Origin of the sequence: Halofilum ochraceum (genome assembly GCF_001614315.2) — a bacterium.
Lineage (GTDB): Bacteria > Pseudomonadota > Gammaproteobacteria > XJ16 > Halofilaceae > Halofilum > Halofilum ochraceum.
Map to the genome: position 1 here is coordinate 397,852 of NZ_LVEG02000005.1, position 20,556 is coordinate 418,407.

Below are 20,556 nucleotides of genomic sequence, written 5' to 3' on the forward strand. Positions count from 1 at the left end.
GTGGTTGAGCATGGCAGGTATCACCGCTCCGCAGAATCCGTAGTTGTACGGACCGCTTCCGCGTTATCCGCCGTCGACGCATCACGGTCCGCGGTCGCGATCAGTTCCAGTACCCGTTCCACCGAAATATCCGCATCAACGGCGTATATCGGCCGTTCATGCAGCCATTCGGCGATACGCGATACGGTCTGCCGGCCTGGGTGTTCCACACCCGGCTCGGAGACCTGGGGCAGCAGATATGCGAGGGCCGCATGGACCCCGATACATTCGGCTTGGTCACTGCCATGTTCATCCGTCGCGTTCCGCGCGATCACGATGGCCTCGACCGCCTGCAGTGCGCGTCCCGGTTCCGATGCCTCCAGTATCCCGGTGCAGCCGAACGACCAGAGTGGCATCCCGCGTGTCGATCCGTCGGTCGCTTTGGGATCATGCGCGCGCCGCAAGGGCAATCCGATCCCGTGCACACAGCCGGTCTCCGCCAGATCGATCCGTACACCACCGCTGACCTCGTTCCCCGTTTCTTCGCGGATGGCCAGTGCAAGGCGATCGTCAGCAGCGCGCCCCTCTCGGCACAGCAACACGTTGCGCGGCGCAGACTGGTCGCCCGTACTCGGGAACCGGACGAGTGCCGCCGGCAATGCGATTTCACCGGCCTCCGGCGCCCGTGCCAGGAAATCTTCGACCAACCAGGGCCCCAGCGCCGCAAGTGAGAGGTTTTCCGCGATGGCCGTACCATCGGTCATCACGCTGAAACCGCGGCGCGATCGCACGATCTCGACCTGTCGTGCGGCCGCATCACTACCACTGCGCTGCATGGGTCCGAAGATCCGTTCCAGGCGCCGAAACGCGGGGCGGCTCCAGCCGCGAACCTCGAGCGGGTTTGCGCCACAGAGAAGCCCCAGCCGATGGATAGGCTCCGCCACGTCGATGCGGCCCGCATCGCTATTCGTCCGTGGTTCGGTATCCTCCCGATCAGCCCCATGGGGCGACGTCTGGATCAGGAGTCCATCGCGCGACCAGTCAGCAAACGCATCCCAGACCTGGCGTTCAACCGCGGCGACGGCCTGCGGATCACTGTCGGGTGCGAGTCCGCTGGCGGCAACGACCTCGCGCACCACCGTATCCGGATCACCACCGTCGCTCGCATGCAGCCAGATCAATGAGGCCGTCGGATTTGGCGCAAAGACCTCTCCACTGGCTTCGGCGTACAGCGTGAGCTGATCGTCGGCGATCACTTCCGCGACCCGCCAGCGGCGTGCGCTCGGATTGCGCATGGGCCGGCCCGCGACGTGCCGCGCAAGGATCATGTCCGCGCGCCGCGGGAACGGGAAGAACGGGAGATACCGCTCGGGTTCCGCTGTCGGGTATACGCGCCGAAATCCCCCTGCACGCCCCGCTTCCGCATCGGCCTCGGCGGCGAGCTCTTCCGGGGTGCCATCGGCGCCGACACGCTGACGGTCGGGTTCATTGAGCCCGACCAGGGCAACCATGTCGGTCACCAGCTGGTGTTTGACCTGTTCCTCGACGACACCACCGTCGTTGGGGGCGGCACAGACCCCCAGCGAGGGGCTCAGATTGCATTCGAGCAGCCAGGGATTGAGGTCTTCGTCGACCAGACAGTCGAGTCCGATCAGTTCGTAGCACCCACGTGGATCGGCCTCGAAACGGGCGGTCGCCGATCGCATGGGCTCGCGCGCCCCGATCATGGTAAGGGCGATCAGATCGTCAATACGTTCAAACAGCAGCTGATCGTCATGTCCCTGTTCCCGGAGCCAGGCGCGATAGCGCGTGAAATCGATGAATACGACCGGCGATTCGGCATCGGTGTTGCGCGCATTCACATCGGGATTGGTCTGGTGGACGTAGGGATTCGACCGGTCCTCGAGCGTGTACGGACAGGACGCCAGTTTGGCGAATCCCTGTTCGTATACGTAAACGCGTAGCGGTTCGATCGAACTCACAAGGACATACAGGCGCAGGACGTATTTGCGGTCCTTCATCAAGTGAGGTCGGTGCAGATACCCCTGGACCAACCAGCGGTCATCAGTCGGCGTCTCGGCTACATCGTCCAGCAGCCGGATATCGCGTCCGCGTGCGCCGTTTTTCGGTTTCAGCATCCAGAGCTGATCGGGATTATCCGCCGCCGCTGACAACAGTGCATGATAATCCCTCGGCATGCTGTAGACGGTCGGGACGAAGGCCGTCCGCCAGGCCAGCGCACTGCCCTCGCCGTACGCCGCTGTCGCGCGTTCGCGCATCGCGCGCAGGGTCGCGTCCAGGCGACTCTTGATCGTCAGGCAATTGTTGCCGGGGATATGGTTGACTGTGCGGTTCGGCGCCGTGGCCCGGAAAACCGCACGCTCGGGCATACCGGTATGCCAGCACGTATCCCACTCGCCTTCATCGCCCGGCTCCCACAGCGCCGGGTCCAGGGCGTCCTCGAAGAAAACATCCTGTTCGCGTTCCCTCCGGCCCGACAGCCGGTAGCGGAAACGGGCTGACTGATCGGCTTCACTCATGAGGACCTCCATTATCGCGCTCGCGAGCCAGCGAGGACCGGCCCACTACACGCATTGCAGCGCGCGTGCACAGCTCCCCCGCGACAGTACGAACAGGGCATTCGACCGTCTTCCGGATTGAATGTAGCCACGGATACCCCGGCGCGAAATATGGGGAACTACGTATAGGCCGCGCCGGGCACCATTCGCGAAACTGGCAGCCGCTCCCGGGCCATTGTCGGCAAAGGGGGACAGAATGAATGTGGAGGTGACAGTATGGCTGCGGTATTTGACGAACGGTTCTATGACGGATTTGGCCCGCGCTGGACGGAACCGCTTGAGCGCATCGCGGGCGAAACCGGCATCGACTCGCTGCTGATCATGCGCTCAACCCCGACGCACATGGTCACGGCGGCCAGTGCCGGACCGCGACGCGACAGCTATCATCCGGGGGATGCCGGTCCGAAGAGCGTCAACCCGGGCTGTCACAAGCTCTACTGCGAGCAGGTCGTGAATGATGGCCAGCCGCTCGAGGTGCGCGATGCCCGCACGGACCCCGAATGGGAAGGCAACGAGGATCTCGTCCAGTTCGGTCTGGGCACATACCTCGGCTTCCCGCTGCGCGGACCGGACAACGAGATCCTCGGCACGATCTGCGCGCTCCATCACGAGCCGTTCGATTTCGATGCCGGCGAGCCGAGCCTGCGCAGCCAGTTGCAGGCCCTGCGGCAAGAAATCGAGCGCGATCTGATGGCGACCGCGGCCTGACCTGCACGGCACCCGTCGCAGGCATCAGCCGCCGTAAGACCCGACTGAACGCCGCGGGCACCACATGCCGGCGGGGTTCAGTCGGGGCCTACCGGGAGCGCCCCATCCGGGCCGACGATGGCGAACGCTGACGCGTCACCGCCGCACGCTCACCCGAGCGCCGCGCGGTACCGCAGGGTCGAACCGGCCACGCCGAACTCTTGCGGCACACCGTGACCATGCCGCTGCGCGAGCAATGCGATCAATGCCATATGGTGGATGGTATGGCTCAGGACGAAGTGGCACTCACGCTCGAGTGTTGATTCGATCCCGGTGACGGTCCGGTCATCGGCGGCGCAGGTATACCGCACCCGGACCGACACGGGCGCATCCAGGTTGGGCAGCACCGCCAGACGCTCACGGATCCCGGCGATACGCTCGCGGGCGACCCGCGGATCCGTTTCGACCGCCGGGTCCCGCGCACGGGTCTCATAGTCAATGCGTCCATCGGTTCCCTGGAGCAGGCTCTCGTAGTGCTCCAGCACATGACGCACATGTTTGCCGATAGGATCCGCCGAAACCTGTTGGTGGGTGTACTCGTCCGGATCGAGACCGGCCAGCAGCCCGTCGATCCGGTCAAGCTGGTCCAGATTGTCGCGGCAGAGTGCCGCAAGATTCGCCGTCGCAGCCTCGGTCATCATCCCGAATCCTCCGTGGTCAGTCGGCGTGGCGAATCCCGCGTGCAGGGGTCTCGCCTTTCAGCCGTTATCGGGATATTTCCACGCCACACGCCACCCGACCATGCGTATTTGTACGGATAGGTCGTGAGTGCGCGTTCGCGTGCCGGAGAACTCGACATCCGTGACTGAGGGACCCAGGCCGGCTTCCCCGGCATTGCGATCCGGGTGTGGTGCGGTCAAGCGGATGCGCCGGGCAATGCCGGCACGCACGCGTTTATCCGGCTGACTCGAGCGGCCGTGCAGCCTCCCGCACCTCGTCGGGTAACGTCATGCCACGCCCCGTGTCCGGATCGACCAGCACCACCACCGATTCGGTTGTGGCGATACAGCGGTCGCCCACAAACAGCCCCTGACCGAGCGTGATCGAGCTGTTGCCGATGCGCAGAACGCGAGTCCCGATCTCCACCGTACCCGGGTAATGCGACTGCGCACGGAACTGGACGTCGAGGCGCGCGATCACCCAGATCGACGCGTTGCCGGCCGTCAGCGCTGTCGGCATTACGGCATCCAGGAATTCAACACGGCCGGATTCCGCGTAGATGGTGATGGCCACATTGTTTACGTGACCGAGCCGATCGATGTCCTGGAAGCGGATCTTTTCGCGGGTCCAGTGCGGGAACGCCGATCGGTCCATCAGATCAGGGCCGGACTCCCCGCTCATGCCCGGGCCGCGACCGCGATGATCTCCACCTTGAGTTCCGGCAGCGCCAGCTTGGCCTCACCTGCTGCCCGCACGGGCGCCGCGCCCTCCGGCACCCACGCATCCCAGACCGCATTCACTTCATCGAAATGCGCAGCCATGCTGGCCACCCAGATCGTGACCTGAAGGAGGTGTTCGCGACTGCTGCCGCAGCGGGCGAGCAGGTCGTCCACTCGCTGCAACGCCTGTTCGGTCTGCTTTTCGGCCGTGTCGCCCGGGTCACCGACCTGTCCGGCGAGGTAAATCGTGTCGCCGTGAATGACGGCCTGGCTCATGCGGGTGCCTGTATCGAGGCGTTCGATGCTCATGCGTGTCTCGACTCCGGAGAATGAGTGAATCAGTGACGTGTCATTGCGGTTCCGTCAGTGGACGGGTTCCGCACCAACGGGCGATGAACAGGGCCAGCACCGCAGCGACATCCATCATGCTGTCGAGATCGACCGATTCGTCGATGCCGTGGATCGCATCCGCAGCGGGGCCGTAGCAGGTCGCTGGCGTGTCGCCGTAGAGCTGGAAGAATCGGGCATCCGTGGTCGCGGTCGATGCCAGATGCACGGCGGATTGCCCCATGATCTCCCGGTGGCTGTCCGCCAGCAACTGCATCATCGGATCTTCGGGATCCATCTCGCAGCCCTCGGCCTGGAAACCGCGCCATTCGACCCGCGCCGTAACGCCGGTGAGACGCGGATCATTCCGCGTCGCCTCATCGATACGCGCTTCAACCTGCCCGCGGATGTCGTCCAGCGCCATGCCGGGAAAGAAACCGATGCGCACATCGGCGACCGCTGCCGGCGGCACCGTCGAAGTCCAGTCGCCGCCATCGAGGTGGCCAAGATTGAAATTCAGCGGGTGCGGATGATCGTCCCATGCCGGATGCCGCGAATCCGGATCGTTCCAGTCTTCCACCATCTGCCGCAGTACGTCACACAGTCTGAATACGGCATCGATCGCGTTCACGCCCGCGGAGGTATCGAGCACATGCGCGGGCCGGCCGGACACATGCAGGCGGGCCCACATGACTCCCACCTGGGCCGTCATCATGCACTGCCCGAAGGGCTCGGGGATGACGGCAGCGTCCGCGGTGTAGCCCGCCGCCAGGCAGGCGAGTGCGCCATTGCCGGTGCATTCCTCCTCGACCACGGACTGCAGCCACACCGGCGCCGCCGGTTCCACGCCGAGGCTGCGCAATGCGGCGAAGGCCGTCGTGTAGGCGACGATGCCGGCCTTCATGTCACCTGCACCGCGCCCGTACATGCGGCCATCCCGCACGACGGGCTCAAACGGGAGGTCTGTCCAAAGGTGTTCCGGTCCCGCCGGGACGACGTCGATATGGCCGTTGAGGATCAACGACCGACCGGTGGTTGTCGCCGGGCGATGGACACCGACGACATTCTCGCGTCCGGAGTAATCGATCAGCGGCGGCGAGAAGCCCGCGCGATCGCGCAGGGCGTCGAGATCGATCGGCACCCGTCGGACCTCGAGCCCGAGTTCCGCGAACCAGTCCGCCATCCGGCACTGCGCCCCGGCCTCGTCGCCCAGCACGCTCGGCTCGCGCACGAGGCCCGCCAGGCGCTCGATCGCTTCGTCGCGGAGACCGGCGACCGCGTGACGAATGTCTTCCGTTGCCACACTCATGGTTTCTTCAGTCCCGGGCGATCCGGGGCCAGCTGATCGGCCGCCAGCCCGAGCGCCGTCATATCCGCGGGCAATGGCTGCCTTTGCAGCAGCGCACAGGCCGCCCGGCCCATGCCCACGGCCGTCTGGATACCATAGCCACCCTGCCCCGCCAACCAGAAGAACCCCGCGGCATCCGGTGCATAGCCGGCGACCGGCTCGCCGTCCGCGACGAAACTGCGCAGTCCGGCCCAGGTCTCGCCCGGGCGCTCGACCTCGACGGTCGTCACTTCCATGAAGCGCTCGATCACCGTCGCCACGTCCTCGATTTCCGGCTGCGCGTCCTGCGGTGCGGTCGGCGTCGCATCCGCCGGTGACAGCATCAGCCGGCCCGCGTCCGGTTTGAAGTAGAACGTCTCGCCGAGATCCGCGGTCAACGGCCATCCGCCCGGCTCCGTGCCGGCCGGCAGGTCGATCATCACGCCGGTCCGACGCTTCGGGACGAGACCGAGTGGCGCCACGCCCGCCTGCTCGGCGGTCACATCCGCCCAGGCCCCGGCCGCGTCCACCAGCAACGGCGCTTCATAAACGGCACCATGACGCGTCGTGATCCGCCAGCCATCCGCGGTCCGTTCGATGCGCTCGGCCTCGGCGTTGTTCACCACCGCGCCGCCGGCATGGCGCAGCCCCCGCAGGAATCCCTGGTGCAGGGCCGCCACGTCCATGTCCATGGCGTCCGGCTCCAGTAATCCCGAGGAGAATATCCCCGGGCGCAGGATCGGTACCCGAGCGGGCAGTTCGCCGCCGTCCAGCCGCTCGATCGCGGCCCCGTTCGCCTGCCCCTCGGCGGCCAGCGCGTCGATACGTCCGGCTTCCGCGTCGGAGCCCAGCACGAGCAGGCCACGCGGGGTCAGCAGCGGACGGTCGGCGAAGCCCTTTGGTGGTTCGACGAGAAACGGCCGGCTCGCCGTCGACAGCCGTCGCACGGACGCCGGCCCGTAGGTCTCGCTGAACAGGGCCGCGGAGCGCCCGGTCGAGTGATAGCCGGGCTGCGCCTCCCGCTCGAGCAGCAACACCCGCAGGCCATCGTGCGCGAGAAAATAACCGGCGGACGCCCCGGCCATGCCGGCGCCCACGATCAGGATGTCGGCCGTCCCGTTCATCGCGCCTCCAGGAATGCGCCGAGAAATCGGTACAGGTTCTCGCCCAGCACGTCGCTCAGGTAACCGCCTTCCTGGATCAGTGCGACGGGGCACGTCACTGCCCCGATGCGGCGCCCGATCGCGGCAAAGCCATCGCTCGTCACCGTGAGCCCGCCGAACGGGTCTTCGGCCGACGCATCGAGCCCGAGCGAGAGGACCATACAGCCCGGGGCGAACGCCTCGATCCGCGCCAGCGCCGCCTCCAGAGCCGCCAGGAACGCGTCATCACCGGCGCCCAGTGGCAGCGGCAGGTTGTGGTTATAACCGAGTCCAGCCCCCTCGCCGCGTTCCGAGGCATGCCCCCAGAAGAATGGATAGAAATCGCTCGGATCGACGTGGACCGAGACCGTGAGCACATCATCACGCCGGTAAAACACCCCCTGCGTGCCGTTGCCGTGATGCAGGTCGATGTCGAGCACGGCCACGCGATCAACGGCGGTGCGCAGCGTCTGTGCGGCGATCGCGGCGTTGTTCAGGTAACAGAAGCCGCCCGCCATGTCGGCGTATGCGTGATGCCCCGGCGGCCGGCACAGCGCATACGCATGGCGAGCGCCTTCGCGAACGGTATGAGCGGCAGCGACGGCGGCATTGGCGCTCGTGCGCACCGCATCCCAGGTCTCGGCGCTGACTGGACAGGCCGTATCGGCCAGATGGTAGCCGGCCCGGCCGACCGCCGCGCGCGGATACACACCGTTGCGGTAATTCGGGTGGACGCTCGGGACGACATCGCGGCTGCCACCAAGCGCCTGCCACTCGGCGTGGATGTTCTGCAGGAACTCGAGATATTCCGGTGTGTGCACCGCCGCCAGCGGCGCAAGACCGGCGTCAACCGGTTCCTCCGCCTGCAGACCGAGACGTTCAATGGCACCCAGCAGCCGATCCGCGCGCTCGGGCACCTCGGGGATCGGGCGCAGCGCACCGGCCACGAGGAATGTCTCCGGCCTGTGGGTTTTCTGAGCAGGTGTGAAATAGACTTTCACATATCACCTTTCATTCAGTGTTGATGGCCGGCGGCTCAAAACGCGACCTGATCGCGGCCTTTCAGCCCCAGCAGTTCACGGGTTTCCGCCGGGGTCGCCACTTCCAGCGACAGGCCCTCGAGAATGCCGCGGATACGGGTTACCTCCTCGGCGTTATTCCGTGCCGGCACCCCCTTGTCGAGAAACAGATTGTCTTCCAGGCCCACCCGTACGTTCCCGCCCATGGCGGCGCTCATCGAGGCCAGAGGCATCTGGTGACGTCCGGCGCCGAGCACGGAGAAGCGGTACGCATCGCCGAACAGTTTGTCGGCGGTGCGCTTCATGAACGCGAGGTTGTCGGGATCCGCGCCGATGCCGCCGAGAATCCCGAGCACGAACTGCACGAACAGCGGCGGCCGCACAAGCCCGCGGTCGAGGAAATGCGCGAGCGTATACAGGTGCCCGACGTCGTAGCACTCGAACTCGAAGCGCGTACCGCAACCCTCGCCCAGTTCCGCGAGCAGCGTTTCGATATCCGCGAACGTATTCCGGAACACGAAGTCGCGACTGGATTCGAGGAACGCCGGCTCCCAGTCGTATTTCCACTCGCTGTAGCGCTCGGCCGCCGGATAGAGTCCGAAATTCATCGTGCCCATATTGAGCGACGCCATCTCGGGCTCGGCGCGTAACGCCGCCTGCATGCGATCATGCACGGTCATCGGCATGCCGCCGCCGGTGGAGATGTTGACCACGGCATCGGTCGCCGCCCGGATCCGCGGCAGGAACTGCATGAACACATCCGGATCCGGGCTCGGCTGCCCATCGGCGGGATTGCGTGCATGCAGATGGAGAACGGACGCCCCCGCCTCCGCGGCGCCGATCGCCTGTTCGGCGATCTCGTCCGGCGTGATCGGCAGGTAATCGCTCATGGTCGGTGTATGCACCGAGCCCGTCACGGCACAGGTGATAATGACCTTCCGCGCCATGTTTATCTCCCGAGTTCGCCGCGCAGTACTTCGAGCGAGTCGTCGAGCATCCCGACCAGTTCGTCGATCTGCCCGGTCGTGACGATCAGGGGCGGGCAGACCATGATGTGATCGCCCAGATCACCCCCGCGCGTGCGCCGCCAGTACAGGATGAGTCCACGCTCGAACGCGATCTCGCACAGACGGCGGGATGCCATGGCCGCGGCTGGCAAAGGTTCCATCGTCTCCTGATCGGCGACCAGTTCGAGCGCCAGCAATAACCCTTTACCGCGCACGTCGCCGATAAAATCGAAGCGTCCCATCAACAACCGCAGACGCTCGTGAAGCAGAGCGCCCATGCGGGTGGCGTTGGTCATGAGATCCCGTTCGAGCACCTCGTCGAGCACGGCATTGCCCGTCGCGCAGGCCAGGGGATTCCCCGCGTAGGTGAAGCCGTGGATGAATCCGCCGGCATCCAGCACCGGTTCGACGATGCGCCCCGGGGCGATCGCCGCGCCGAGCGCGGCGTAGCCAGCCGCGAACCCCTTCGACATGGCGACAAGATCCGGCGCTACACCCCAGTGTTCGCCCGCCAGGAAGCGGCCGGTGCGCCCGGCGCCCGACATCACTTCGTCGTGGATCAGCAGAATGCCGTACCGGTCACAGATCTCACGGATGCGCGGGTAGTACGTGTCCGGAGCGACCAGCGCACCGGTCGAAGCCCCGCCCACCGGTTCCATGATGAACGCGAGCACCGTCTCCGGCCCCTGCCGACGGATCTCCGCCTCGAGCAGGTCGGCATACCGCCGGCCGCTCTCCTCCGCGCTCAATCCGTCCCGGTCCAGATAGCAGGTCGGTGCCGCGATCTTCGGCATTTCGTGCATCATCGGCGCGAACGGCGCGGTCATGGGCGCATAGCCGGTCACGGCAAGCGCGCCGAGCGTCGAGCCGTGGTAGCTCGGAAAGCGCGAGATGACCTTGTAGCGGCTCCCCTCCCCGACGGCGAGCGCATACTGGCGCGCGAGCTTGATACAGCTCTCGACCGCTTCCGACCCGCCCGATACGAAAAACACGCGATCCATGCCTTCGGGCATGAGACCGGCGACCCGCGCCGCCAGCGTCTCGGCCGGCTCGTTCTCGAAATGCAGCCGGTACCCGAAGGTCGCCTTCTCCATCTGGCGCTGCATCGCGGCCAGCACGCGCGGATTCGAATGGCCGATATTGCTCACCATCGCGCCCGAGCAGCCGTCCAGGTATCGGTTGCCGTCCCGATCCCACATGTACACGCCCTCGGCGCGGTCGAGCAGAGGCTGGCGCTGGCGCGACTGGTAGAACAGATTCGAGGGCGGGCGCGTCGCCGCCGCGTTGGCATGACTGCTGGTCACGAATTCGGATCCCTGGTTGCGGTTCAGTCGTCGTGATCGTCCAGTAGCACACAGTCCCTCGCACGGAGGCGCAGCTGAACGTTGGCGCTTTCATCGAATGGACGCATGTCGATCGGGTTGATGGCCTGCAGGGACGTGCCCTTCGCGTCCACGAAATAGCGCGCGAGTTGTCCCTGATAATCGACGGCAGTAACCCGGGCATCGAAGATCGAATCCCCCGGTTCGGCTTCGTGGCGCTCGCGCAGGAGCAGCTTCTCCGCCCGCAGCACCACCCGCACACGATCGCCCTCGGCGCGGGTCTTCGCCGCGTTGGGTCGAGCGAGCAGTTCATGCCCATCATCGAGGCGCACGCGGAAGCAGTCGTTTTCCTGACCGACGATCGCGCCGGGCAGGATATTGGAATGGCCGAGGAACCCGGCGACGAATCCCGTCCGCGGCTCGTTGTAGACCTCCTCGGGAGAGCCCATCTGCTCGATCACGCCCTGGCGCATCACCACGATCTTGTCGGACATCGCCAACGCTTCCGACTGATCGTGGGTCACGAATACCGTCGAGACGCCGAGTTCACGCTGGATGCGCTTGAGTTCCACGCGCATCTCCTCACGCAGGTTGGCATCGAGCGCGGACAGCGGTTCATCCAGTAACAGCACATCCGGACGGATCACGACGGCACGCGCAAGCGCGATGCGCTGCTGCTGGCCACCGGAGAGCTGATTCGGGAGACGATCACCGGTATCGGGCAACTGGACGAGTTCCAGTGCCTCCTGCACGCGGCGCTTGATCTCGTCCTTCGATACCTTGCGATAACGCAGGCCGAACGCGACATTGTCGAAAATCGTCTTGTGCGGAAACAGCGCGTAGTTCTGGAAAACCAGTCCGAGATTGCGGCGATGGATCGGTACGTCATTGATGCGTCGCCCGCGGACGCGGATGTCGCCCTCGGTCGGTTCCAGCAGCCCCGCAATCATGCGCAGCGTCGTCGTCTTCCCGCAGCCGGACGGGCCCAGAAAGGTCACGAAGCTGCCTTCGGGCACATCCAGGTCGGCGCTGTGCATCGCCGTGAAGTCGCCAAAGCGCTTGACGATACCCCGCAGTTCGACCGCGTTTCCCGCTTCTTGCGTCATCAGTACCTGTCCTCCGGCCGGCGAGCACACGCGCGCGTCATTCGACGGCTCCGGTCACCGTGGCCCGTTTTTCGCGATCATCACCCAACTCCCGTAGGCCGGCTTGCGACCGAAGGGAGCCAGCCGGCGATCCAGACCTGCCGGGGCCGGATACGCCGGCTGTTGCCTACGGCAAAAGCCGGCCTACGGGTGATCTTCCGTTGGTTGCCTGGCCTCAGTAACCCCGCTTGACCCGACCCCAGGTCTCCGACCATTCCTGCTCTTTGCTGTTCCAGTAGGCCGGATCGAAGAAGTTGAGCCCGTCGAGCTTCCCGCTGGGGTCGAAGGCGGGCAGATCCGGGATCTTGTCGCCGAGATCGACCTTCTGCGGATCCAGCGCGGGCGGGTATCCCTGCCCCTCGGCCACCGCGATCGCGACCTCCGGCTCGAGCATGAAGTTGAGCAGCTCTTCGCAGGCCTCCATCGGGCTGCCGCGCATCACGAACAGGCACTCCTGCCAGCCGAGACCGCCCGGCGGGTCCATGTAGCCGATGTCGTGACCCTGTTCGCGCAATGCGACCATGCGGCCCGACCACGCCTCGGTCGCGTAGATCTCCTCCTCCGCGAGCAGGCTCATCAGTTCCGAACCGGAGCTCCAGTACTTGCGCACGAGGCCGCGATGCTCGCGCACGGCCTCCCACATCGCCTCGGGATCCTGGATATCGTTCGGATCCTGGCCGGTCTGGAGGGCCCCGTACCAGATGCGCGTCTTCCACTCGTCCCAACCGCCGATCCGATCCTTGTACTTCTCTTCGAGCAGCAGGCGGGCACCCTTCTCCTGCGCTTCCTCGTCGCTGATGTACTTGCGGTTGTAGGCGATGCCCGTAGTGCCGTAGTCATACGGCACGGCCGACAACGATCCATTGGTAACTTTACGCAGCGGCTCCTGCAGACGCGGGATCACCAGATCGAGGTTCGGGATATTCTTCTCGTTCAACTCCGAAGTCAGATCGAAGTTGTGATAACGCGCATAATCGAAAACCCCGGAAAGGTGAGCGATGTTGAACGCGCCGGGCTGGCTGCTGCGTACTCGCGCCAGGTACTCGTCCGCATTGCCGAAGGTACCGTCGACGACCTCGATACCGGTCGCCTTCTGATACGGCTCAAAGGCATGCTTGCGGAAGGCCTCGGAGACCACGCCGCCCCAGCCGTCAAACCGCACCTGATCCGGTTTCGCGGCCATGGCCTGCCGCGTCATCCATCCCATCGGGCCGCCGGCCACGCCCGCCGCGAGGCCCGCGAAGCCCAGCATCTTGATGAACGTACGTCGATCGATATCGCCATTGCGATACCGTTGCAGAAGTTTCTCGTATCGTTTGGAATCACTCATTGACCCCTCTCCCATCATCGTCTTGCGGTCCGCCGATCGGACCGGCCTGTTGACGTTCCTGCGATCGCTCAGCGGCCACGCATGCGTGCGGCCATCCTTCGCGCAACGGCGACGCCGGCGAGCGGCAACACTACGGTTACAACCACCATGACGGCGGCGAGCGCATTGATCTCCGGACTGATCGAGTTGCGCAGCATCGCGAAGATCTGTGTAGGTACGGTCTCAACGCCGCCCGGTTTCCAGAACAGCGTGCCGGTGATGTCGTCGAACGAAATCGTGAACGCGAACAGCATGCCGGCGAGCACGGCCGGCAGCATCAGCGGCAGCGTTACACTGAAAAAGGTCTGGACGGCGTTCGCGCCGAGGCTCAACGCCGCCTCTTCGTATTCCCGCCGTATACCGACCAGGCGTGCCTGCACCACCAGTACCACGAACGGGAGCGTGAAAATCACGTGCCCGGCCAACAGCAGCATGAAGCTCTTCGGCAGGCCCAGCCAGCGCAGGAACAGCAACAGCGCGACGGCGAGGACAACCTCCGGGATCAGGATCGGCGCGACCAGCGCGGTCGACACCAGGCGTTTGCCGGGGAAGTCGTAGCGCACCATCGCGAGCGCGGCGAGTACGCCCAGCGTCGTCGAAAGCACGGCGGTCAACGCGCCCAGCATGAGCGAGATCCGGAACGCCCGCATGATCGCGTCGTTCTCCCAGAGCTCCACGAACCACTGGAACGTGAAGCCGGTCATCGGGAACGCACCGAACTGGTTCGCGTTGAACGCCAGCATGATCACGATGATCACCGGGATGAACATGAAGCCGTACACCAGTGCGGTGAACGCGGAGATCGAGAACCATGCGGGATTGAATCTCATGGGGCGGCCTCAGCGGAAACTCTTGGCGATCTGATCGATGCCGAGATAACGCGTGTAGATCATCACGAGCGCACCAAGGAGTATCAGCAGAACCAGCGACAGCGCCGACCCCAGCGGCCAGTTCAGCTGCGTGATGATCGCTTCGAACACCAGATTCGCGAACATCGCATCGCCGGGCCCACCCAGCACCATCGGTGTGATGTAGGTGCCCGCCGCCAGCACGAAGCAGAGGATCGTACCGGCCCCCAGGCCAGGCAGGGACAGCGGCAGCGTCACTTCGCGGAACGCCTGCCAACCGGTACAGCCGAGCGACTTCGCGGCATCGGTAAGATTCCGATCGATGCCCTCCAGGCTGACGTAGATATTCAGCACCATGAAGGGGAGCAGAAAGTGCACGAGGCCGAGCACCACCGACATCTCGTTATAGAGCATCTGGATCGGCTCGCCGATGATCCCCAGCCACTGCAGGACGGTATTCACGATGCCCGATGCGCCGAGCACGTGAATCCACGACATGGTGCGAATGATGTAACTGATCCAGAAAGGCAGCATCAGCAGCAGGATCAGCAGGACCTTGTGCCGGGTGTTCGCATAGGCGAGGAAATACGCCGGGACGTATCCCATCACGATGCATAGCAGCGTCGAAACGGCGGCAATGCGCAGGGTCTGGAAAAGGATATCGCGGTAAAACGCGTCGCCGAGGACCTTCTGCCAGTTGTCGAGATAAAACCCGACCTGTTCATCACCGATCGAGGTCCGCAGCCAGAAGGAATACACGACCACGAACAGGATGGGGATCAACAGCAGGAAGGTGACCGCCGTCAGAGCGGGCGCGAGCAGGACCCATGGTCTGCGGTCCCTGAACGACTCGGCGGTATCGGCCATTGAACTCCCCCGGCTGCGGGTCGGGCGCGTCTCCAGACCGATCGTCCGACCGGGGAGGCCACGTCCCGCATACGTTTCAACCGATTACAGACCCCGATTCGACATTTAGCAAATAGATAATCAAAATACTGCTCATTCACAGAGGGAATGCGGAATGCACGCCGAACCGCCCGGAGGCCGCTCACGCCGCGGTTTCGACTGGAATCTGCTGCACACTTTCCTGGTCATCGTGCAGGAACAGTCGATCAGCCGCGCCGCTGATCGCCTGCTGCTGTGCCAGCCCACGGTCAGCAACGCGCTCAAACGCCTCGAGGATCAACTCGGCAAGCGCCTGATCGAGCGCGGATCGGGCCGATTCGAACCGACCGAGCACGGCATCGTGCTCTATCGCGAGTGCCAGGAGATCTGCGGCACCATCGGTCGGCTTGAGCAACTTATGGACGAGAGCGCTACGGAGATCACCGGTGAGCTCCATATCCACATGGCCAGCCACGTGGTGTTCCCGCCTCTCGACGCCACACTGGCGGCCTTCCATGAGCGTTACCCGAAGGTCAGCTTCGACATAGAGGTCGCGACCTCGGCGAGCGTCATCGAGGCCGTGCGCTCAAAGCAGGCCTCGCTCGGAATCTGCCTCGTGAGCCAGCCGGATCCCCAGCTGGATTTCCACGAACTGTTCCGCGAGCATTTCGGATTTTTCTGCGGTCCAGGCCATCGCCTGTTCGGGCAATCCGGGCTCGAGGTACAGGACCTGCGGGGCGAGTCGTTCGTCTCGTTCAAAACCGACCGCCTTGCGGACGCCCTGCGCCCCGTCGCCGTGCTGCGGGCGCAACTGCAGATGTACGGCCAGGTGGTCGGGACCTCGTCCAATCTGGAGGAAGTGCGCCGCATGATCGTCAGCGGCCTCGGAATCGGCCCGCTACCGATTCACGTCGTCGAGCGCGACGTCCGCGCGGGCCTGCTGTGGCGCCTGCCGCCGTTCGACGACCCGCCCGCCATCGCCATTTACCTGGTCACGAATCCACGGGCGACCCTGGGGCGCGCCGAACAGCTGTTCCTGGAGATGCTGATCACGCAGGCCGGCGGCCGGGATTCGACACCGCCCACCTACCCGTCCATCACCTCGGCGACCGCCTGAAAACACCCCCCTCAACGCCCCCGGGAGCGGTCGAACAGAACCAGCATCGCCGGCGTGAACAGCAGCGTGAGCGGTGTCGCGAACAGGAGCCCACCCGCGACGCCCGTGGCGAGCTGGATCCAGTAGTCGGTGGACGGCGCACCGATGTGGAAATCGCGGCCCACGAAGTCCACGGTCCAGCCGAGGACCATCGGCATCAGCCCCAGGATGGTCGTGACGGCCGTCAGTACGACCGGCCGGAAACGCAGTGCCGCGGTGCGAAGCGCCGCATCCACGGACGCCAGACCCTCACCCCGTTTTTCGTTGTAGGTGTCGATCAACACGATATTGTTGTTGACCACGATCCCCGCGAGCGCGAGCACGCCGATCCCGCTCATGACGATGCTGAACGGCTCGCCACGCACCAGTAGCCCGAGCAGCACACCCGCGGTCGAGAACAGGATGGCCGACAGGACCAGCAGGGCCTGGCCGAATCGGTTGAACTGGGTCACCATCAGAGCGAGCATCAGCACCAGGGCCAGCGCGAACGCGAGAAACAGGAAATCGCGTGCCTCGGCCTGGTCTTCCGTTTCGCCGCGGAAGCGTAGGCTCACGTCATCGGACAGGTCCGCCGACGCGAACTCCTGTTGCAGCCGATCCACCCGTTCATCCACCAGCAGACCCGATGCGACATCGGCCATGATCATGTGTGCCCGCTGTCCGTCGCGGCGTTTGATCAGCCCGGTGGTCGGGACGGGCACGAGCCGGGCGAAATTGGCCAGTGGCACGAGGCCGTCAGCCGTCGGCAGATCGAGATTGGCCAGCTGTTGCAGATGGCGCTTCTCGGTGGGCAGGCGCATGCGGATATCGACCTCTTCATCCGTGCCTTCCGGCCGATAAGTGCCGAGCAGCAGGCCATCCGTCAGAAGCTGCACGCCTTGCCCGATCTGCGGTACGTCGATGCCGAAACGTGCCGCCTGCTCCCGATCGAACCGGACCTCCAGATCAATCCCCGGCAGCGGCAGATCATCCTCGATATCGACGAAACCGCCCACACGTTCCATCGCCGCCCGGATTTCACGCACGGTTGCCGTGATCGGCTCCGGATCCTCGCCCCGCACCTCGATCTGGATGGGTCGCGCGGAAGTCGGTCCGCGCTGCTGGGCCCGCACCTGAATGCGCAAGCCGGGCACGTCGGCGGTCCGTTCACGTATCCGCTCGATCACCCCGGTCGCCGGCTCACGGATCCGCCATGACGTCAGTTCGAGCTGAATCACGCCGATAACATCCTCGGCATAGTCGCCCTCGAGCCGACCCAGTTGCGTGCCGATGGTGCGTGCGTAAATGGATTTGATCTCCGGGATACCCTGCACCCGGGATTCCACCCGCTGTACGAGGGCATCCGCCTCCCATACGGAAAGATCGCCGCGTGCCTGGACCTGTACCTGGACGAAGTCCGGTTCGATTTCCGGGAAGAACTCGACACCCCGCCCGTGCACACCGTATGCGAGCCAGGTCAGCACGAGGATGGTCAGCACACCCGCAAGCGTCCACCACGGGTGCCCGACCAACGGCCGCAGGGCACGAACGTAACCCGCGGTGACCCCACTGAGACGGTCGAAGTCGCCCTGCTCGGCCGCCTCGACCTGGCGAACCTGTTCGGCATTGACCGCCCGGCGCGAACCGAAGACGGCCCCCAGCGTCGGCACGAAGATCAACGCCATGGCCAGCGACGCCGTCAACGTGACGATGACGGTCACGGGGAGATAGACGATGAACTCACCGACCATGCCCGGCCAGAAAATCATCGGCGCGAATACCGCGATCGTGGTCGCCACGCCGGCCGTAATTGGCCACAGCATGCGTTGCGCCGCACTGCGGAATGCCTCGGCCTTGTCCATCCCCCGCGCGAGATAGCGATCGGCCAGTTCACCGACCACGACGGCCCCATCGACCAGCATCCCGACCACCAGGATCAGGGCGAACAGCACGACGATGTTGAGCGTGAATCCGGCCAACCAGAGGACCAGGATACCGGTGAGAAAGGCACCCGGAATGGCGATACCGACCAGCAGCGCCAGGCGCAACCCCATGGCACCAAGGATCACCAGGGCAACAATGACCACGGCGGTGATCACGTTATTCTCGAGGTCACCGAGCAGATCCTCGACGTCTTTCGCCCCGTCCTGCAGATAGGTGACTTCGAGCGAGTCGGGCAGGTTAGCCACTTCCCGCTCGATCGTGGCGCGCGCACGCGCGACGACATCGAGGATATTGGCTCCGGTCGCCTTGCTGATTTCCAGCGAAACGGAGGGCTGACCGTTGATGCGCGTAAAGCCTTCGGGGTCGTGATAGGTCGAACGCACGTCGGCGACATCACCGACCGTCACGACCGCATCGCCCTCGACCCGGATCGCCGTATCACGCACATCCTGCGGCCCATCGATGGTGCCGGGCACGCGCAAAGGCACACGCCCCGCACCGGTATCGACGGCACCGGCCGCGATCAGCTGATTGTTGCGCCGGATGGAGCCGGTGAGTTCCTGATAGGAGAGCGCGTAGCTCTCGAGCACCAGTGGATCGGCGAGCACCTCCAGCAGTTCCTCGCGATCGCCGCCGATATCCACCTCGAGCACGCCCGGCAGCGCCTCGATCTCGTCACGCAGTTCACGCGCAACGCGGACGAGCGTGCGCTCGGCCATGGGCCCGGACAGATTGACCGTGAGCACCGGGAACAGCGACAGATCGACTTCGCGGACTTCCGGCTCATGTGCGTCCGCCGGCAGTTCGGGTTGGACGCTGTCCACCTCCTCGCGGACGTCCGCGAGCGCCTGGCGGTTGTCAGCGCCCGCCTCGAAATCGAGCCGCACCAGCGCGAATCCCTCGCCGGCCCAAGATTGCAGCTCGTCGACGCCGCGTATGCTCTGGAGCTCGCGCTCCAGTGGCCGCAACATCAAACGCTCCGCGTCGTCCGCGCTCACGCCCGGATACGGCACCGTCACGAAGAAGATCGGGATATCGACTTCCGGGTTGGCTTCCTTGGCGATCGTGACGTACGCGCCGGAGCCCGCCAGCAGGAGGACCAAAAGCGCCAACAGCACGGTGCGTGCATGCGCGACAGACCAGGCGACCAGCCCCTTCATGAATCACCGGCGCCGTCGGAGCGCGCGGGCAACATCTCCCCTTCCGCCGTCCGTGGGCGAACCCGCTCACCGGCGGAAACGAAGTCCTGACCGACCGTGATCAGCCGGATCCGCTCGGGCAAACCCGTGACCCAGACCCCGTCCGGCGCCGTACGGATGACCTCGATCGGATGGAATACCACCTGATTATCGGCGTCGACGGTCTTCGCCCCCACCCGGCCCGCGTCGTCGAGGCTGATGACGGCGGCGGAGACCTTGTGCGCATCCACCTCCTCGGTCGGGATCTCCACCTCGGCACTGATCCCCGAAGGCAGGGCGCGCCCTGGATTCGGCACCTCCACCTCGACCCGGAAGGTACGCGTGCCGGGCCGCGCAACCCTGGAGACGAACGTCACCCGACCGTCGGCCCGGCGACCATCGAGAAAGCGCAGGCGCGCCGACTGCCCCGGCTCGATCCGTTCGATCTGGTGCTGCGGTACCTGGACCACGCCCAGCAGGGGATCGTTGTCGACCACTTCAGCAATCGGATCCCCCACGGAGACGAAGTCTCCCTGCTCCGCGATCCGCCGATTGAGCGACCCCTCGATCGGTGAACGGATCCGGGTATTCTCGATATCCAGTTCGATGGCCTCCAGACGCGCGCGTGCGGCGGCCACCTCGGCCTCACGGGCATCGAGCTGGATGGGCGGGGCAGCGCCGTCCTCGACCAGTCGCGCGGTCGCGTCGCGTTCGCTCTGGCGGTCACGCAACCGGGCAATCGCTTCCTGGCGCTTGGCCTCACGATCGTCCATGCGCAGACGCGCCATGCGCTCGCCCTGGTCCAGATCCGCGCCCAGCTGGACATCCCACTCGGCCACCTGGCCGGCGGTCTCGGCGCGCACCTGGATGCGCTGATGGGGTTCCACGTCGCCCTGCAAGGCAACGATACGCTCGACGCGCTCGGCACGCCGTTCCTCGACCGCGACCGTCATGGGCTCCGAACCCACCGCTTCGGGTGCCTCGGGGGGCTCGCGCGTAATGACACCGGATGCGATCCAGGCGACCGCGACAAGGGCCAACAGCGTCACGCCGATCGGGCGCGGGTGGCGTCGAACAAAGGCAGCGATGGACAAGCGGATGTCTCCTGACCAATAGGTGGTGTGAGGCGGAACCCGCAGCGGCCACGCCTGGTCACGGAGGCGACCGCACCGCGCCTTCGTCTCACGCTACAGGGCCGAGCGCCCAACGCGCCGGCCAGGCCTC

The 20,556-nt window shown here is 65.2% G+C and carries 17 protein-coding genes; 2 read left to right on the forward strand and 15 right to left on the reverse strand.

Annotation, left to right across the window (positions count from 1 at the left end; all coding sequences use genetic code 11):
- Positions 1–20: 20 nt before the first annotated feature.
- A complete protein-coding gene (locus tag A0W70_RS08300; protein WP_175443085.1) occupies positions 21–2,519 on the reverse strand; it encodes an ATP-grasp domain-containing protein in 2,499 nt (832 codons plus the stop codon).
- Between the two features lie 255 nt (positions 2,520–2,774).
- On the opposite strand from A0W70_RS08300, the gene A0W70_RS08305 reads away from it, so the two are divergent.
- Positions 2,775–3,266 carry a GAF domain-containing protein gene (locus A0W70_RS08305; RefSeq protein ID WP_070988870.1) on the forward strand — a complete coding sequence of 164 codons (492 nt, stop codon included), beginning with the start codon at positions 2,775–2,777 and terminating at the stop codon, positions 3,264–3,266.
- A gap of 149 nt (positions 3,267–3,415) precedes the next feature.
- Here the strand turns inward: A0W70_RS08305 and A0W70_RS08310 are convergent, their stop codons facing one another.
- The 12 genes from A0W70_RS08310 to A0W70_RS08365 form a co-directional block, all read right to left on the reverse strand.
- On the reverse strand, positions 3,416–3,946 hold the full coding sequence (locus A0W70_RS08310; protein ID WP_070988871.1) for a DinB family protein: 531 nt from the start codon (positions 3,944–3,946) through the stop codon (positions 3,416–3,418).
- Between the two features lie 253 nt (positions 3,947–4,199).
- Entirely contained in the window at positions 4,200–4,619 is a 420-nt protein-coding gene (locus tag A0W70_RS08315; protein WP_175443086.1) for an acyl-CoA thioesterase, read from the reverse strand.
- A 23-nt stretch (positions 4,620–4,642) separates the two neighbouring features.
- Positions 4,643–4,993 (reverse strand): RidA family protein, encoded by a 351-nt coding sequence (locus A0W70_RS08320; protein WP_070988873.1) that lies wholly within the window; start codon positions 4,991–4,993, stop codon positions 4,643–4,645.
- A gap of 40 nt (positions 4,994–5,033) precedes the next feature.
- On the reverse strand, positions 5,034–6,320 hold the full coding sequence (locus A0W70_RS08325) for a M20 family metallopeptidase (protein ID WP_070988874.1): 1,287 nt from the start codon (positions 6,318–6,320) through the stop codon (positions 5,034–5,036).
- Positions 6,317–7,462 carry an NAD(P)/FAD-dependent oxidoreductase gene (locus A0W70_RS08330; protein WP_070988875.1) on the reverse strand — a complete coding sequence of 382 codons (1,146 nt, stop codon included), beginning with the start codon at positions 7,460–7,462 and terminating at the stop codon, positions 6,317–6,319. Before A0W70_RS08330 ends, A0W70_RS08325 begins: the two co-directional genes overlap by 4 nt.
- Complete coding sequence (locus A0W70_RS08335) at positions 7,459–8,427, reverse strand: histone deacetylase family protein (protein ID WP_217495411.1); 969 nt, start codon at positions 8,425–8,427, stop codon at positions 7,459–7,461. Before A0W70_RS08335 ends, A0W70_RS08330 begins: the two co-directional genes overlap by 4 nt.
- An 89-nt stretch (positions 8,428–8,516) precedes the next feature.
- Complete coding sequence (kce, locus tag A0W70_RS08340) at positions 8,517–9,446, reverse strand: 3,5-dioxohexanoate:acetyl-CoA acetone transferase (RefSeq protein WP_070988877.1); 930 nt, start codon at positions 9,444–9,446, stop codon at positions 8,517–8,519.
- A gap of 2 nt (positions 9,447–9,448) precedes the next feature.
- Complete coding sequence (locus A0W70_RS08345) at positions 9,449–10,810, reverse strand: aminotransferase family protein (RefSeq protein WP_070988878.1); 1,362 nt, start codon at positions 10,808–10,810, stop codon at positions 9,449–9,451.
- Between the two features lie 23 nt (positions 10,811–10,833).
- Positions 10,834–11,934 (reverse strand): ABC transporter ATP-binding protein, encoded by a 1,101-nt coding sequence (locus A0W70_RS08350; RefSeq protein ID WP_070988947.1) that lies wholly within the window; start codon positions 11,932–11,934, stop codon positions 10,834–10,836.
- A 214-nt stretch (positions 11,935–12,148) separates the two neighbouring features.
- Positions 12,149–13,303, reverse strand: a complete 1,155-nt coding sequence (locus A0W70_RS08355; protein ID WP_070988879.1) for an extracellular solute-binding protein — start codon at positions 13,301–13,303, stop codon at positions 12,149–12,151.
- Between the two features lie 68 nt (positions 13,304–13,371).
- The gene (locus A0W70_RS08360) at positions 13,372–14,172 is read right to left on the reverse strand and encodes an ABC transporter permease (protein WP_070988880.1); all 801 of its coding nucleotides are present in this window, start codon (positions 14,170–14,172) and stop codon (positions 13,372–13,374) included.
- Between the two features lie 9 nt (positions 14,173–14,181).
- Positions 14,182–15,057, reverse strand: coding sequence for an ABC transporter permease (locus A0W70_RS08365; protein ID WP_070988881.1), 876 nt, complete (start codon positions 15,055–15,057; stop codon positions 14,182–14,184).
- A gap of 154 nt (positions 15,058–15,211) precedes the next feature.
- On the opposite strand from A0W70_RS08365, the gene A0W70_RS08370 reads away from it, so the two are divergent.
- The gene (locus tag A0W70_RS08370) at positions 15,212–16,192 is read left to right on the forward strand and encodes a LysR family transcriptional regulator (protein ID WP_070988882.1); all 981 of its coding nucleotides are present in this window, start codon (positions 15,212–15,214) and stop codon (positions 16,190–16,192) included.
- An 11-nt stretch (positions 16,193–16,203) separates the two neighbouring features.
- On the opposite strand, the gene A0W70_RS08375 is transcribed toward A0W70_RS08370, so the two are convergent.
- Together A0W70_RS08375 and A0W70_RS08380 are read right to left on the reverse strand one after the other, a co-directional pair.
- Positions 16,204–19,314, reverse strand: coding sequence for an efflux RND transporter permease subunit (locus tag A0W70_RS08375; protein WP_070988883.1), 3,111 nt, complete (start codon positions 19,312–19,314; stop codon positions 16,204–16,206).
- Positions 19,311–20,426, reverse strand: coding sequence for an efflux RND transporter periplasmic adaptor subunit (locus A0W70_RS08380; protein WP_245675834.1), 1,116 nt, complete (start codon positions 20,424–20,426; stop codon positions 19,311–19,313). Before A0W70_RS08380 ends, A0W70_RS08375 begins: the two co-directional genes overlap by 4 nt.
- Positions 20,427–20,556 lie beyond the last annotated feature (130 nt).